Below are 14558 nucleotides of genomic sequence, written 5' to 3' on the forward strand. Positions count from 1 at the left end.
AGCCGGTCCCACACAGAACCTGTGGCGAGGGGATTTATCCCCGCTGGGTTGCGAAGCAGCCCCAAAACTGTCGATTCAATGAACCAGACACACTGGGATGTCTGGTTTGAGGGTCGCTTCGCAACCCAGCGGGGATAAATCCCCTCGCCACAAGAGCTGTGTCTGGCACCGTTTCTTAGTTGATTGGCAGCATCCCATTCCTCGCCGAGATCACCCTGTATGCCGATCACCAAGCCCGCTCCGTTGTTCGTTCGATCCACCGTCGTGGTTGTATTGGTGGCACTCGCCAGCGGTTGCTCCAGTACGCCCGCTGCAACGCCGGGCTCGTGTGAAAGCGCGACCTACACCGTTTACGATCCCGCGGAACCGGTTAACCGCGGCATATTCGCGTTCAACCGAACCGTGGATGACTATGCGCTGGCCCCGGTGGCCCGTGGTTATCTCAAGTTGCCGGAGATGTTCCAGGCCGGCGTCCACAACTTCGTGGCGAACTTCGGCGAGCCCAAGGTGTTCATCAACGACCTGCTGCAAGGCAATGGCCAACGCTCGGTCAACACACTGGGGCGGTTCGTCATCAACACCACCGCGGGCATCGTCGGGCTGATCGACGTGTCGGGCAAGCTGGGCATCGAGCGCCATAAGGCCGATTTCGGCCAGACCTTCGGCGTCTGGAACCTTGCCCCCGGCCCCACCATGGAACTGCCGCTGCTGGGCAGCGCCAACCTGCGGGACGCGACGGGCAAGGTGTTGAGTTTTGCCGTCGACCCGTTCGGCGACAACAGCAGCACCGTCGACACCCTGGGCACGATCAACACCGTCGGCGGCGTTGTCGATGGCCGTGCCGAGGCATTGCCCCTGACCGACGCGTTGCAGGCCGAACCGGATTACTACGTGGCGCTTCGCGATGCCACGGCGCAGCGGCGTGCCGATCTTGTCGCGCAGGGCAAGTTGGGCGCGGTGATGGAGGACAACCCGCAGTGTCGGGATGGAGGCGTCGCGGATGAATAACCAGGTGTTGGTCTTGCATCGGCGAATGCGCTTGCTCGAGCCGGATGTATTGCACTGTCGTGAAGTTGAATTGCGCTTGGCCGAGGATGGTCGCCATGTGCTGCTCAACCGTTATGTCGAGTTGTATCGCCATGAACACGTCAGTTGGTGCGCCATCCAGCAGCATCGGGTGCCGTTGGCGAAGATGGTGCGCTGGTTGGTCGATAACGGCGAGCAGGTGAAGGATTAGTGGCAATTTGCTCTTGAATACAGCGGTATCTCGGGGGGGAGGTCATGAAACATTTTTACATAATTACGCATGAATAATGGTTGTACGACGTCGTATCTAGTATGTTCGACTGTGGCCGTTTCTCACAAAAAAAATAAACGGAGATTCCATCCATGACGAGCATTCCTTCCGCTGAAGGCAAGGTTGCGACGCCCGTGCAAGGCCGTTTCGTGCGCCTGCTCAAGCTTCTCGGCCCCGGCATCATTGCCGTTCTTTCCTGGCTGGGCGCTGGCGACCTGATCACCTCATCCGTGGCGGGGGCGAACTACGGCTACGCAATGATGTGGGTGCTGGCGGTCTCTCTGCTGCTGCGCTATCTGATCGTCAACATCATCGCGCGCTTCCAGCTCTGCAATAACCAGGGCATGACCATCCTGCAAGGCTATGCCCAGCTCAATCCGTTTTTCGCCTGGTTCCTGCTGGTGTATGCGCTGCTCATGGGGCATCTGATGAATGCCTACATGATCAAGGGTGCTGGCGAAGCCCTGGCCATGTTGCTCAAGGTCGACTATCCACTGCTGTGTTCGGTGGCGGTGGTCTTGGCGGTGTGGATGCTCGTCGGGCGCAATATCTATTCGATGATCGAAGGCGTGATGAAAGGCCTGCTGGCGATCATGACGCTGGCGTTCCTGGCCCTGGCAGTGATGTCCGGCCCGGATGTCGCAGGCATCGTCAAAGGCACCATCGGCTTCAGCATTCCGCCCGACGAAGGCGTGCACGGCGCGCTGCTGGTGGCCGTTTCGGTGATCGGTGCGGTGGCCGGCTCCATCGCGAACTTCGTCCATCCGTATGTCATGCGCCAGAAGGGCTGGGTGGGGCCTGAACACAAGCGTATCCAGCGTAACGACCTGCTGTTTGCGGTGTTCGTCGGGATCATCATCAACCTGGCGATCTGGATCGTCGGTGCGGAAATCCTGCGACCCAACGGCATCGAGGTCAAAACCCTGGGCGATCTGGGCAAGGCCCTGGAAATGTTTTTCGGCTCGATCGGTTGGTACGTGTTCTTTATCGGTGTGTTCGCCACGCTGTTCGCCAGCATCTCCGGCAAGACCACGGCGTTTCCGATGCTGATCACCGATGCCTTCCAGCACGTGCGGCCCGAGCGCCGGGAGCGCTACGGCAAGGAATTCCACCATGATCCAATGCACAAATGGTTCATGCTGTTCATTCTCGTGACGCCGTTGATCTGGTCGCTCCCTGGCATGCCGGATTTCGTCACGCTGACCATCGGTGTCAACGCGCTGAATATCGTCGGCTTGCCGGTGATTTCCCTGGGCCTGCTGATCATGTCCAACCAGAAGTCACTGCTGGGCAAGGAATATCGCAACAACCTGTTCGAGAACATCGCGCTGATGTTTGCCACGGGCCTGGCGTTGTGGGTCGCGTTCCAGCTGGGGGTCGATCTGTTTACCTGAGGCCCGGCCATCTGCAACTTTCGGGGGACTGCTAGACTTTATCGTCCAGTCCCTTTCGGAGAAGCGGAATGAACAATAAAAACAGGATCTGCCTCTGGTACGACGGCAGTGCCCACGAAGCTGCGCAGTTCTACGCCAAAACGTTTCCCGACAGTGCGGTGAACGCCGTCTATCAGGCCCCGAGCGATTATCCGTCGGGCAAGGAGGGGGATGTGATCACGGTGGATTTCACGGTGATCGGCATCCCGTGCATTGGCCTCAACGGCGGGCCGGTGTTCAAGCACAGCGAGGCCTTTTCATTCCAGATTGCAACTGAAGACCAGGCCGAAACGGACCGCTTGTGGAACGCGATCATCGACAACGGCGGCCAGGCCAGTGCCTGTGGCTGGTGCAAGGACAAGTGGGGCTTGTCGTGGCAGATCAGCCCGCGTGTGTTGCTTGAAGCGGTCGCCAGTCCTGACAAGGCCGTCGCCAAGCGGGCCTTCGAGGCCATGATGACAATGACCAAGATCGACATCGCGGCGATTGAAGCAGCGGTGAAGGGTTAGCCGGCGCAGCACTTCCATTCCCTTGTGGGAGTGAGCTTGCTCCCACACTGGATCGTTGGTGGCTTCGATTTTTCGGCCTGTCCAAATCCCCTGTGGGAGCGAGCTTGCTCGCGATGGCGTCGACACATTCAACGCGCAAAGCTCAGTTCATCACGAGGTGGCCTCAGGCAACCTGGCAATCACCTTGATCTCGAACTGAAAACCATACAACCACGTCACGCCCACCGCCGTCAGTGTCGGATGCGGCGCGCTGCCCCAGAATTCGGGCACAACGCTCCAGACCCGTTCGAAGGTCGACTCGGGATCGACCATGAACACCGTCACATCCACCACATCGTCAAAGCTGCAGTCGGCCGCGGCGAGGATCGCCTTCAGGTTGTTGAACGCCAGCCGCACCTGAGCCTCAAGGTCGGGTTCCGGCGAACCGTCGGCGGTGCTGCCGACTTGCCCCGACACGAACAGGAAACCATTGGAACGAATCGCCGGTGAATAGCGATTGCGCTCATACAGTGCCTGGCGTGCGGGCGGAAAAACTACATCGCGCTGTGTCATGAAATACCTCCATCAAAAAGTGGGTCCCAAAGGATGAATTCACTCTAGGGGCTTGTGTCCGGGGGATAAACGAGCAACCTTGGCGATCACTGTTTGTAAATTCCAAACAATCGGATCGATACCTGGGGCAGAAATGGATCGTTTTGATGCGATGCAAGCATTCGTGCGAGTCGTGGAGGCGGGCAGCTTCACCAAGGCGGCTGAAACCCTGCACATGAGCAAGACCACCGTGACCCAATTGGTGCAGCAGCTCGAGGCACGGTTGCGGGTCAAGTTGCTCAACCGCACCACGCGCAAGGTCAATGTCACCGCCGACGGTGCCCTTTATTACGAACGGGTGATCCGTTTGCTGGCCGACATGGATGATGCCGAGACCAGCGTCTCCAGCGCCCAGGCGCTGCCCCGCGGACGCCTGCGGGTGGACGTGCCGAGCCCGCTGGCAGTCATGATGCTGGTACCGGCCTTGCCGGCGTTCTATGAACGCTATCCAGACATCCAGATCGACATGGGCGTCAGTGAATCGCATTGTTGACATGATCGATGAAAGTGTCGATTGCGTGGTGCGCGGCGGTGAGCTGACGGATCAGTCGCTGGTGGCCCGACGCGTCGGCGATCTCGCCCTCGGCGTCTTCGCCGCCCCGAGTTACCTGGCACGGTTCGGCCGGCCCGCGCATCCGCGCGAACTGGAAGACTCACCGCATCGCACCGTGGGTTTCCTGTGGGCGCGCACCGGTAAATCCTTGCCTTACGCCATGCGCCGTGGCAGTGAGCTGCTTCACGTCAAAGGGCGCTACGCCCTGGCCATCGACGACGGCAACGCCTACCTCGCCGCCGGTCTGGCGGGGCTGGGCGTGCTCTGGTTGCCGGCGTACATGTCCCGGCGTCACCAGGCGCAAGGCGAGTTGGTGCAGTTGTTCGAAGACTGGCACCTCGACCCGATGCCGCTCTACGTGGCTTACCCTCCGAACCGCCACGTCAATGCCAAGCTGCGGGTGTTCATCGATTGGGTGGCGGAATTGATGGCGCAGCATGCACCTGTCATTGACCGACCGGTTTCGTGAAGTTTGTCTGTCCAGTTGTAGAGGAGATGCACAATGAACCCATTCACCGGCGGTTGCCTATGCGGCAATGTTCGACTTGAAGCCTCAGGGCGCCCGTATCGCGTCGGCCTCTGTCATTGCCTGGACTGTCGCAAGCATCACGGGGCACTGTTCTACGCGGCGGCCGTGTTTCCCCAGGATGCGGTGACGATCGAGGGTGAAACCCGGGACTACGCCGGGCGATTTTTCTGCCCTCGCTGTGGCTCGTCACTGTTTGCCCGCTCTGGCGACGAAATCGAAGTTCACCTGGGCACCCTGGATGCGCCGAATCAACTGATGCCCACCTACGAAAGTTGGACCGTGCGCCGTGAGTCGTGGTTGCCGGCGTTTCCGTTCACCCGATGCTATGCCCATGATCGTGAGGGTACGGGGCGGTCTGAGGAATAGATGCAAGGTGTTCCACCGTCATCGCGAGCAAGCTCGCTCCCACAGTTGATCCGGGATGTACGCCATGTCTGGAGTCACAACCGACCCCCTGTGGGAGCGAGCTTGCTCGCGATGACGGCAGCCCATTCAACACCCATGCAAGCAGGCCCGCCGCTTTCGCGAGCAGGCCCCTCACAACCGATCCAGGTGTTATTCCTTGAGGAAGGTCAGCAGATCCTGGTTCAGGCGGTCCTTGTGCGTCTCGGTCAAACCGTGCGGTGCGCCAGGGTAGACGATCAGTCGGGCGCCTTTGATCAGCGCCGCCGAGGCCCGGCCTGCTGCGTCGATGGGCACGATCTGATCGTCATCGCCATGGATGACCAGGGTCGGCACGTCGAACTTCTTCAAATCGCCGCGGAAGTCTGTCGCCGAGAACGCCGCAATCGAGTCATAGGTATTCTTGCTTCCACCCTGCATGCCCTGCACCCAGAACGATTGGATCAGCCCCTGGGAGGGTTTGGCACCCTTGCGGTTGTAGCCGTAGAACGGGCCCGAGGCGATGTCCAGGTACAGCTGCGAACGGTTCTCCAGGGACGCCTTGCGCAGGCCGTCGAACACCTCGATAGGCAAGCCGCCGGGGTTGGTGTCTGTCTTGAGCATCAACGGTGGCACCGAAGAAACCAGCACGGCTTTCTTCACCCGACCGGTACCGTGGCGGCCGATGTACCGCGCCACTTCACCACCCCCCGTCGAAAAGCCCACCAGCGTCACGTTCTTGAGGTCCAGCGCTTCAATCACAGCCGCCAGGTCGTCGGCGTAGTGGTCCATGTCGTTGCCTTCCCAAGGCTGGCTGGAGCGACCATGACCGCGACGGTCGTGAGCAATCACCCGATAGCCTTTCGAGGCGAGGAACATCATCTGGCCTTCCCAGCTGTCGGAGTCCAGCGGCCAGCCGTGGCTGAAGGTCACGACCTGGCCATCACGCGGGCCCCAGTCCTTGTAATACAGCTGAACGCCATCCTTGGTGGTGATGTAACTGGCAGACTGGATCACGCTGCCGACAGCGGATGCGCTTGCAGCGGCCTGGACCGGCGACGCGGCCTCGGCGCTGAGGGTGGCCAAAGCCAGGGTCGCGACAGCCAGGGTGCGGTTGAAGGTGTTCATTGTGTCTCTCTCCATAAGGTCGGTTTGATCTGCGGCGATCGTCATCGATCGCGTTGGTGGGCAGATTAGAGAGAGAGGCCAATGACGAGAACGGCGTGGGCATCGATAGCAACTATAGGAAAATCGGATAGCTGCGTTTCGCTGCGGTTGCCGTGATCAGTGGTGGCGCCTGAAGTCGCCCTCAACCAAAAGAGGGCATCGGCCCCAACGAATTAAAGATCCACACGACCACCGCTACGGCCGCCAGCACCGCAACCACAATGCTGATAAACACCCATTTAAGGATTTTCAAGCCTTTCGACGGCTGGGACGTGGCGGCGAAAGCCTCTTCCGAGAGCCTCATTTTTTCGGCGCAGCGCGGACAAGCAGCGTTTTCGTCAGGAATGACGGACCTGCATTGATCACAGATTTTCATGGGGCGAGGCTCATAAGAAGGGGTGGCCCATCATGGGCGGTGATGATGCGTTGAAACGACCGGGGATCGATAGGATTCATACGGGCTGGGTCGCAGGGAGGAGGGCGCAAGGGGAGCGCCGCGTATCCGGTCGCGCTGATCCTACACCAAGGTCCGGAGGCTGCTAAGGGGTGGAATGTGGACTGCGTCAACTGTCAGGCAAGTGTTTGGGTCTATGCTTACCTTGCCCCTCTTGAATCAGGCCCCCCCATGCACGAACACCGAACGGTCCACAAGGAGTACGCGTGAGACATTCGATATCGGTTGCAGCGCTGCTTTGTCTCTTGCTCGGCACGGTTGCCAGGGCCGAGCAGTATCAGATCGTCACCGAAGAATGGGCACCGTACAACTATCTGGAAAACAGCCGGCTCACCGGCATGACCACCGAGATCGTCCGGGCCATCATGGCGCTGACCGGGGATGATTTCGAGGTGTTGCTGCAACCCAGCATGCGTGCCACCCAAATACTCAAGCACCGCCCCAAGACCATCATGTACTCCCTGTTTCGCACGCCGGAACGCGAGTCGCTGTACAAATGGGTCGGGCCAATCGTGGAAGAGTCCATCCACCCCTATCAACTGGCCAAGGCGCCGCCGGTGAACTCCCTGGAACAACTCCTGAGTGCCCCGCAGATCACCACGCGCCACGCCGGCCTGATGCCCCAGAGGCTGCAGTCGTTGGGCTTCAACAACCTGGACAAAAGTGCCACCGAAAGCAAGCTGCTCTATCGCATGCTGCTTGCCGGGCGCACCGGCATCATTGTCGGCGACACCGATGCGGGCGTGGCTTACTACAGCCGCCAGTTGAACATCGCGCCGGGCACTCTGCGGAAAATTCCCATCGAGCTTTATCGTTCGTCGTTGTATATCGCCTTTAGCTTGGACTCTGAAGACGAAGTGGTCGCGGCGTGGACCAAGGCTTTGGAGCAGTTGCGGCGATCAGGGGGGCTGGAGCGGATTCGGCGGCGGTATGAAGGGCAGGTCGGGCCATAAGAGCGCGATCAGCACGACCTTGCCCTGGAGACCGCCGCGTGAAGCTCGTCGGTGCGCAGCCGAGGCTTCGGCCAGCGGATAGGTGCTGTCTAGGGTGATATCAGGACGCTGTACGGCTTCAACCAGCCTGGCACAGTTGCCCGAGACTGGTTGCGTCGATAGCAGAGTAGAGGGTCGTCCAAGAACCTTTCTTCGTTTCGTAAAGTGGCAACCAGACTAAGTCGTGTCTATTGTTTTTTGGCGACAGATAGCTATCGGAGGCATGGACATGGGGCAGAGCACTTCGCCCGCCGCTTCGGCTGTGGGTGACACGGGCATGGTAGCCACAACCTTATGGGGCTCGGACAAAATCGGCGGAATCACGGTCGATCCAGACGGTATTATCTGGCTGGGCGCCTACAGTCGCCTGGGGCTGGGGGGCGAAGAGGATTCAGGCTTCACCGGCAGTCTGGTCCGGTTCAATGCCAACGGTAGCCTGGACCGCAACTTCAGTGGAGACGGTAAATCCCTCCTGCCTGTGACCCTCGATATCGAGGACGGCGGTAATGCAGCGGTGCAGCCGGGAGGGGGCTACCTGGTGACGCGATACGTGAAAGTAGGCGACGCCTGGGTGTCGGGCGTGAGTCGCACCTTGGCTGACGGCAGCCTCGATACGAGTTTCGGCAACGGCGGCGCCGCGACAGTGCCTTTCTACTGGAATGAATCTCTAGGCCAGCAAGCGTCGCTCTCTGTACAACGCGACGGCAGCTTTTTCGCAAGCGCTGCGTACCCCTCTGGGGAAATCCATATCGCCCGCTTCGACGCGACGGGGGGCTTGGTCTCGTCTTTCGCAGAGGGTGGGATCCTGCACTTGCCAGCATCCGTCGGCATTCAACCCAGCGGCACGATCGACGTTTCGCTGCAGGGAGACGGGAAGGTATTGGTCACGGGGCGAGATACGCTGACCCGCCTCAACCAGGACGGCACCCTGGATAGCAGCTTTGCCAACGGCGGCAGCCTGGCCCTGGATGTTCACGCAGATGCCCTCGTTATCCAGGATGACGGCAAAATCCTGCTGGCGGGCGCCTCGGGTGGCGTGGCGACCGTCATCCGACTCAACGCCGACGGCTCGCTCGACACCGATTTCGGTGATCAGGGTTGGGTAAGTTGGGGCTCAGAAAACGCGCCTTTCGCCGTAGCCGACATTATCGTGCGGGCCGACGGCAAGCTATTGATTGGCGCAAGCCAAGGTACGAGCGCGGACGGCTATCTGGCCGCCCTGGTTCAGTTGAACCCCGACGGTAGCCTGGACCACAGCTTTGGCAATCCCGACGACGGCTATTACCATCTTGACGGCGGTCGCGATGATGACTTCTTGCTGGGTACCAACTCCTTTGATGATGCGATCGTTGGCGGGGCCGGTAACGATCTGCTCGATGGCCAGCAAGGTCGCGACCTGCTGACGGGCGGTGCCGGGGCCGATACGTTCCGTTACGAGTCAGTCACAGACAGCTACCGAACCGCAACCGCGGCCCATAGCGACCGAATCATCGACTTCGACCCCAGCATCGATACGATCGATCTCTCCTCCCTGGGCTTGCTCGGGCTGGGCAATGGACATGACGGAACGCTGGCGATACGAGTCAATGAAAGCGGGACGCGGACCTACCTCAAGAGTTTTGATAGCAACGCGGATGGGGAACGCTTCGAATTGGTCTTCGATGGTGACTTGAGCCAAACGCTGAATGAAACCAACATCCTGTTCCAGCAAGCCAGGTTGCTGGGCACCGAAGAAGCCGATCGTTTACAGGGCAACGCTCGAGGCGAAATCATCGAAGGGTTCGCAGGCGATGATCGCCTTTATGGCGCGCTGGGGAATGATGTATTGGTTGGCGCAGAGGGACGGGACCTGTTGGTGGGTGGCGCTAACAATGATGTGTTCCGCTTCGACGCACTGAGCGACAGCTACCGTACCGTCACCGAAAACCACACTGATCGCCTGCTTGACTATACCGCGGGTGAGGACACGATCGACTTGTCCGCCTTGGGCTTTACCCGGCTGGGAAATGGTTACAACGGCACGTTGGACGTGGTTGTCAATGAAGCCAAGAACCTGACTTACTTGAAAAGCTATGAAGCCGACGCCAATGGGGCTCGATTCGAGTTGAGCCTGGTAGGGGACCACTCCGGTTACCGTAACCTGGACATCATCTTCGCCGAGCCCCCGGGAGAGGAAGTCTTTCAATTGATCGGAGTGGCTGACCTTTGGGTGTAAAAACGCCAAATATCAGCCCTCGCGGCTCCGGGCTTGCGGCATGCCGAGAGCAACGACTACTTCGTCTATGAAGCGCCTGACCTTTGCCGAGGGACGACGGTCGGCTGGATATATCAGATTCACGGGGTAGGTAGGTCCTTCGAAGTCTTCGAAGAGTACGACCAGCTCCCCACGTTGCACGTAGGGCGCAAGCACGTCCTCCACACAGAGCGTGATGCCGAAATCCAACAACGCTGCGTTTACCTTGGCCAGGGTGTTATTGACTTTCAGTCGGCTCGCAATGGGGATCGCAAATGTCTGCCTGTCTTTCGTAAACCGCCAAAGCTTGTCTGTCATTCGATCAGAAAACAGATACCCCAGACAGTCATGGTCCACGAGTTGCTGGGGGTGGAGCGGGGTGCCTTTGCGCGACAGGTAACCTGGAGATGCGCAGGCGAACATCCTGAAAGGTTTCAAACCGCGTTGCACCAACGCTGCACTGTCGGCTAATCGCGGTTTTCCTAGCCGGAAAACCACTTCGTATCCCTCCTCCACGATATTCACAAACCTGTCTGTCAATTCCAATTCAATTTCGGTTTCTGGATAGCGCGTCAGATATTGGGTAAGGAACGGGATTAATCGATGGGAGCCGTAATTATAAGGTGCGCTAATCCTTATCTTTCCGCGCGGTGTTGAGTTCCCTGCAAGTGCCAGCGCTTCGGCGTCTTCAACGTCGCTCAGGATGGCCTTGCAGCGCAGATAATATTCTTTTCCCAAGGCGGTCAGGCTTTGTCGGCGAGTGGTTCGGGTGATCAGTTTGAGACCTAGCTGCGATTCCAGATTGCCGACCTGTTTGGCAATCTGTTGCGGGGTAACGCCCAATACAGCCGCCGCTGCCGAAAAAGAACTTGATTCGGCGGCTGCAACGAAAGCCGCCATGCTTTTCAGCTTATCCATATCTACAACCTTTGGTTGTCAATGTTGTTCTATATCGAACGTTTATCTTGGAAATCCTCCTGCTTAACATGCCTCAGGTCAATCAAAGGTAGCGCCTTGCGCTTATAGGTCGGAGATCTGGAATGGTGAACATATCGCATGAAACGGCAGAGACCGCGGAGCGGCGACTGTTACGCGTGACTACCCAGGCGCGCGTCAGGTTCTTTACCGGCACGTATGCGTTTTTAGAATTTCCGTTGTCATCTTTTCCAAACGCAGTACGTCCTGACGCGCTGGCGCTCGTTCGGGATGACAACGTATGGAGTCAACTGGTCCCTTGCGATGCCGTCGAGCAGGAGCTATTCGGTGTCTTCCGCTTCCATTTTCCAGAGGGTGCGGACAACAGTGGGTTTGTAGGTTGGTTGGCTACTCGACTGAAACAGCGCTTTGGAACGGGTGTTTTCGTCACTTGCGGCCAACATCGAGATGACGGGGGAATATTTGATTATTGGGGCGTACCGGCCACGTTGGCCTCGGATGTCTTCAGAGAGATCCAGACTCTGGTTGATGGGCCCTTGACCGTTGCATCGCAACGAGACCTCATGCCCTGAATATCAGACTTCGCTCCGGGCAAGGAATGGCTTCAGTACGGCCAGTACTTGCGCTGATCAGCGCAGCGTTAAGTTCGATTACACCGTCGACATACATGACGCCACCGAGGTCAGCGTCACCATAGGCGGCCAGGTAGTTGGATATGACCACGCCGCCCAACGACCAGCCGACCAATACCGGATGGTTGCTGCCCGTTGCCTTGATCACCGCTGCGAGAGCATCAACCTGTCGAAACCGTCGCCAGCCAATTGGGGTACGGCTCATTGGCCGCCTTTAGCCGGGCTTTCAAACGTTCGGTGGGCTTGTCCCCAAGTGCTGTCCGGGCCGCGAGCACCGTAGCTGATCAGACAACCGCCACAATTGCAGGGTGATCTTCATGCACCTGCGGGCAGTCAAGGCGCCCTCGGCATGACGGACCCGCTTTGCCTCGCTGGCTGACGCTATCGCCGAGTTGAGGGAGTCGTTCCTTTTTTGGCTGAAAGAGGTCTGTTCTCTAACGCATCAACACCCTGGGCCGCGAGGACGAGATCGGCTGCCCGCTCGCCAATGACCACGCAAGGCGCCATGGTGTTGCCGACGGTGATGCGCGGCATGACCGAGGCATCCGCGATCCGCAATTTCTCGATGCCATATACGCGCAGCTGGTGGTCGACCACAGACATCTCATCTCGGCCCATTTTCGCGGTGCAGGACAGGTGCCAATAGGACACGGCAGAGTTGCGGATGAATTGCTCCATGGCGCGGTGAGCTTTCGGCCCGGGCACCACCTCGCGCTTTACCAGGTCGTTGAAGGTTTCGCTGTTCCCGAGTGCCCTGCAGAGGTCGATCGATGCAAACGCCGCCGCCATATCCTCGGGTGCGCTCAGCGAGTTCGGCTCGATGAGTGGAGCATCCGACGGCCCGGCGCCCGATAGACGCAGGCGCCCTCGACTGACAGGCCTGGCCAGCCCTGCGAACATCGTCCAACCCTGTTGCGGTGGCTGGATACCCACTTCAGCAGGAGAGGGCACCGCAAATTCAAGCTGGCAGTGCAGCAGGTCCGGGGCGTCCAGGCGACTGTCGCTTTTCCAGTACAACGTGGTTTCACAACCGCCGCCACCAACCGCCTGGGGTTGCAGGTATTCCCAGGTACAGCCAAAGGCAATATGGTCCTGAAGATTCTGACCCACGCCGGGAAGGTGACTGATCGGGACGATGCCATGGGGGCGCAGCTCACTCTCCGGGCCGATGCCTGACTGCATGAGCACCTTGGGCGTGTTCACCGCGCCCATGGACAAGACAACTTCGGCTTCGGCATAGAAGCACTGCCGTTGCCCTTCGATGATCACTTCGACACCGACCGCCCTCGTGCCGCTAAGCAGGACACGGGCCACCAGCGCGCCGGTGAGGACAGTCAGGTTCGGTTGGTGCAGCCGTGGCCGGACATAGGAATCGTAAACGGATTCGCGCCTGCCCTGGTTGATGCGTAGATCGGTGATCGCGGCTCCGCCCGGGCCTTCCATCATCGCTCCGTTGGGACTGTCATATCGGGGGATACCCAAACGACCGGCCGCTTCCAGGGTTGCCCAGGCGAGGGGTTGAGGCGAGGCTGGCTGCTCGACATGCACAGGCCCACCTGAACCGCGCCGTGCGGCATCCGGGCTGCCGTGCCAGTTCTCGATCCTGCGGTAGTAATCCAGTACTGAATCGTATCCCCAGGCGCCATCGCCGGACTCGGCGGCGAAGTAATCCCAGTCCGATCGATGCCCGCGTGCCCAGACCATCACGTTGATGCTGGAGCCACCTCCAAGCCCCTTGCCCATGTTCAAGGGAAGACGACGACCGTTGAGGTGGGGATTGGGTTGTCCCGCGAATGCCCAGTCGCGCTCTGAACCGAGGTTCAGCGGCCACTGCGCCGGCTCTACAACCTCAGGGCCGGCGTATTCGTTGCCTGCTTCAATCAACAACACGCGTGCGTTGTCCTGTTGGGCAAGGCGGGCCGCGACCACGCAACCCGCCGTACCCGCACCACACACGATGAAGTCGTAGTTCCGATCATGCCGATGATTCATGCGTCCGTTCCGTATCGATGCGGCGTTTGAGTTCAGGACTATCAGGGGTGTCGCGTCGCAGCGATCACTGCGCGCCGACGCTTTTCACGGCCTCGAGAATCACCTTGGCCACTTCGGCCGGCTGCGACTGCTGGGGCACATGGCTGGTGTGCACCTGTGCCAGGGTGGCGCCGATACGCTTGGCGGCAGAACGCTGGACATCGGGATGGATCATCCGGTCCTCGGTGGCGAGCAGATACCAGGACGGTTTGGTCTTCCAGGCAGAGACGGTTGTTTTGTCCTCGAACGCGGATGCCTTGATGGGGCCTTGCGTCGCGGTCATCACGGCGGTCTGCGCCGCGGGAAGATCCTGGGCGAAGTCCTTCGCCATGCCTTCCGGGGTCAAGTAGAGGAAACCGTTGCCGTCAGCCTTGATTTGACTGATGCCCGGGGGTGTGGGCGCGCCTTTGCCTTGTTCGCCGCTGGTTTGGCCGGCATCGGGAGCGAAGGCGGCGACGTACACCAGGGCGCGGACTTTCTCGTCGCTGCCGGCCTGGGTAATCACGGTGCCGCCCCAGGAATGACCGACCAGTACGACCGGCCCCGTCTGATTGTTCAGCGTTCTTTGCGTTGCAGCGACATCGTCGGCAAGCGAGGTGAGCGGGTTTTGCACGACCGAAACGGCAACCCCCTTGGCCTGCAGAAGCGGCACGACCTTGGCCCAATCGGAGCCGTCGGCGAACGCGCCGTGTACGATGACCACCGAAGGCGTTGTATCTTGGGCCTGGCTGATACCTGCGGCCAATGTGCTTGCAAGGGCGAAGGCGAGGGTGACGGCTTTTGATCTGAATGTTTTCATGGCATGAACTCCTGTGTGGGA

Annotated in this window: 15 protein-coding genes and 3 pseudogenes; 10 read left to right on the forward strand and 8 right to left on the reverse strand. The window is 59.6% G+C overall.

Translation table 11 applies throughout. The features are described 5' to 3' along the window. Nucleotides 1-219: 219 nt before the first annotated feature. The 4 genes from BLP82_RS10305 (at nt 220) to BLP82_RS10320 (ending at nt 3239) form a co-directional block, all read left to right on the forward strand. Entirely contained in the window at nt 220-1008 is a 789-nt protein-coding gene (locus BLP82_RS10305) for an MlaA family lipoprotein (protein ID WP_092167211.1), read from the forward strand. After that, nucleotides 1001-1237 carry a hypothetical protein gene (locus BLP82_RS10310; protein WP_092167214.1) on the forward strand — a complete coding sequence of 79 codons (237 nt, stop codon included), beginning with the start codon at nt 1001-1003 and terminating at the stop codon, nt 1235-1237. The genes BLP82_RS10305 and BLP82_RS10310 overlap by 8 nt, the downstream gene beginning before the upstream one ends. A 152-nt stretch (nt 1238-1389) precedes the next feature. Next, complete coding sequence (locus tag BLP82_RS10315; protein WP_092167216.1) at nt 1390-2691, forward strand: Nramp family divalent metal transporter; 1302 nt, start codon at nt 1390-1392, stop codon at nt 2689-2691. Nucleotides 2692-2759: 68 nt separating this feature from the next. After that, on the forward strand, nt 2760-3239 hold the full coding sequence (locus BLP82_RS10320) for a VOC family protein (protein ID WP_092167219.1): 480 nt from the start codon (nt 2760-2762) through the stop codon (nt 3237-3239). 150 nt (nt 3240-3389) lie between these two features. On the opposite strand, the gene BLP82_RS10325 is transcribed toward BLP82_RS10320, so the two are convergent. Further along, nucleotides 3390-3791, reverse strand: coding sequence for a RidA family protein (locus tag BLP82_RS10325; RefSeq protein WP_092167221.1), 402 nt, complete (start codon nt 3789-3791; stop codon nt 3390-3392). A 133-nt stretch (nt 3792-3924) separates the two neighbouring features. On the opposite strand from BLP82_RS10325, the pseudogene BLP82_RS10330 reads away from it, so the two are divergent. After that, nucleotides 3925-4852: pseudogene (locus BLP82_RS10330) on the forward strand (LysR substrate-binding domain-containing protein). Nucleotides 4853-4885: 33 nt separating this feature from the next. Beyond that, complete coding sequence (locus BLP82_RS10335; protein WP_092167223.1) at nt 4886-5278, forward strand: GFA family protein; 393 nt, start codon at nt 4886-4888, stop codon at nt 5276-5278. A 189-nt stretch (nt 5279-5467) separates the two neighbouring features. Here BLP82_RS10335 and BLP82_RS10340 read toward each other — a convergent pair whose 3' ends face one another. Further along, complete coding sequence (locus tag BLP82_RS10340; RefSeq protein ID WP_092167226.1) at nt 5468-6421, reverse strand: alpha/beta fold hydrolase; 954 nt, start codon at nt 6419-6421, stop codon at nt 5468-5470. A 181-nt stretch (nt 6422-6602) separates the two neighbouring features. Beyond that, nucleotides 6603-6836 carry a hypothetical protein gene (locus tag BLP82_RS10345; RefSeq protein WP_092167228.1) on the reverse strand — a complete coding sequence of 78 codons (234 nt, stop codon included), beginning with the start codon at nt 6834-6836 and terminating at the stop codon, nt 6603-6605. 284 nt (nt 6837-7120) lie between these two features. Between BLP82_RS10345 and BLP82_RS10350 the strand changes: the two genes are divergently transcribed. Next, nucleotides 7121-7867, forward strand: coding sequence for a substrate-binding periplasmic protein (locus BLP82_RS10350; RefSeq protein WP_092167231.1), 747 nt, complete (start codon nt 7121-7123; stop codon nt 7865-7867). Here the strand turns inward: BLP82_RS10350 and BLP82_RS30365 are convergent. Then, on the reverse strand, nt 7814-8032 hold the full coding sequence (locus BLP82_RS30365; RefSeq protein WP_139197837.1) for a zinc-binding dehydrogenase: 219 nt from the start codon (nt 8030-8032) through the stop codon (nt 7814-7816). The genes BLP82_RS10350 and BLP82_RS30365 overlap by 54 nt on opposite strands. A gap of 151 nt (nt 8033-8183) precedes the next feature. Here BLP82_RS30365 and BLP82_RS10355 point away from each other — a divergent pair, with 151 nt between their 5' ends. Next, the gene (locus BLP82_RS10355) at nt 8184-10121 is read left to right on the forward strand and encodes a M10 family metallopeptidase C-terminal domain-containing protein (RefSeq protein ID WP_256576580.1); all 1938 of its coding nucleotides are present in this window, start codon (nt 8184-8186) and stop codon (nt 10119-10121) included. 12 nt (nt 10122-10133) lie between these two features. Here the strand turns inward: BLP82_RS10355 and BLP82_RS10360 are convergent, their stop codons facing one another. Then, a complete protein-coding gene (locus BLP82_RS10360; protein ID WP_092167237.1) occupies nt 10134-11057 on the reverse strand; it encodes a LysR family transcriptional regulator in 924 nt (307 codons plus the stop codon). 122 nt (nt 11058-11179) lie between these two features. On the opposite strand from BLP82_RS10360, the gene BLP82_RS10365 reads away from it, so the two are divergent. Then, nucleotides 11180-11647: a DUF6196 family protein gene (locus BLP82_RS10365; protein ID WP_092167239.1), complete on the forward strand. Its 468-nt coding sequence runs from the start codon at nt 11180-11182 to the stop codon at nt 11645-11647. Between the two features lie 49 nt (nt 11648-11696). On the opposite strand, the pseudogene BLP82_RS10370 reads toward BLP82_RS10365, so the two are convergent. Continuing rightward, nucleotides 11697-11879 (reverse strand): annotated as a pseudogene (locus BLP82_RS10370) (alpha/beta fold hydrolase); the annotation flags it as partial. Here BLP82_RS10370 and BLP82_RS10375 point away from each other — a divergent pair. Then, nucleotides 11861-12019: pseudogene (locus BLP82_RS10375) on the forward strand (helix-turn-helix domain-containing protein); the annotation flags it as partial. The pseudogenes BLP82_RS10370 and BLP82_RS10375 overlap by 19 nt on opposite strands. A 69-nt stretch (nt 12020-12088) precedes the next feature. Here the strand turns inward: BLP82_RS10375 and BLP82_RS10380 are convergent. Both BLP82_RS10380 and BLP82_RS10385 read right to left on the reverse strand, forming a co-directional pair. Beyond that, a complete protein-coding gene (locus tag BLP82_RS10380; protein WP_256576581.1) occupies nt 12089-13699 on the reverse strand; it encodes a GMC family oxidoreductase in 1611 nt (536 codons plus the stop codon). A 64-nt stretch (nt 13700-13763) separates the two neighbouring features. Further along, nucleotides 13764-14537, reverse strand: a complete 774-nt coding sequence (locus BLP82_RS10385; protein ID WP_092167242.1) for an alpha/beta hydrolase — start codon at nt 14535-14537, stop codon at nt 13764-13766. Between the last annotated feature and the right edge of the window lie 21 nt (nt 14538-14558).

The sequence above is a fragment of the Pseudomonas sp. NFACC37-1 genome, from assembly GCF_900101575.1.
GTDB lineage: Bacteria > Pseudomonadota > Gammaproteobacteria > Pseudomonadales > Pseudomonadaceae > Aquipseudomonas > Aquipseudomonas fluorescens_AA.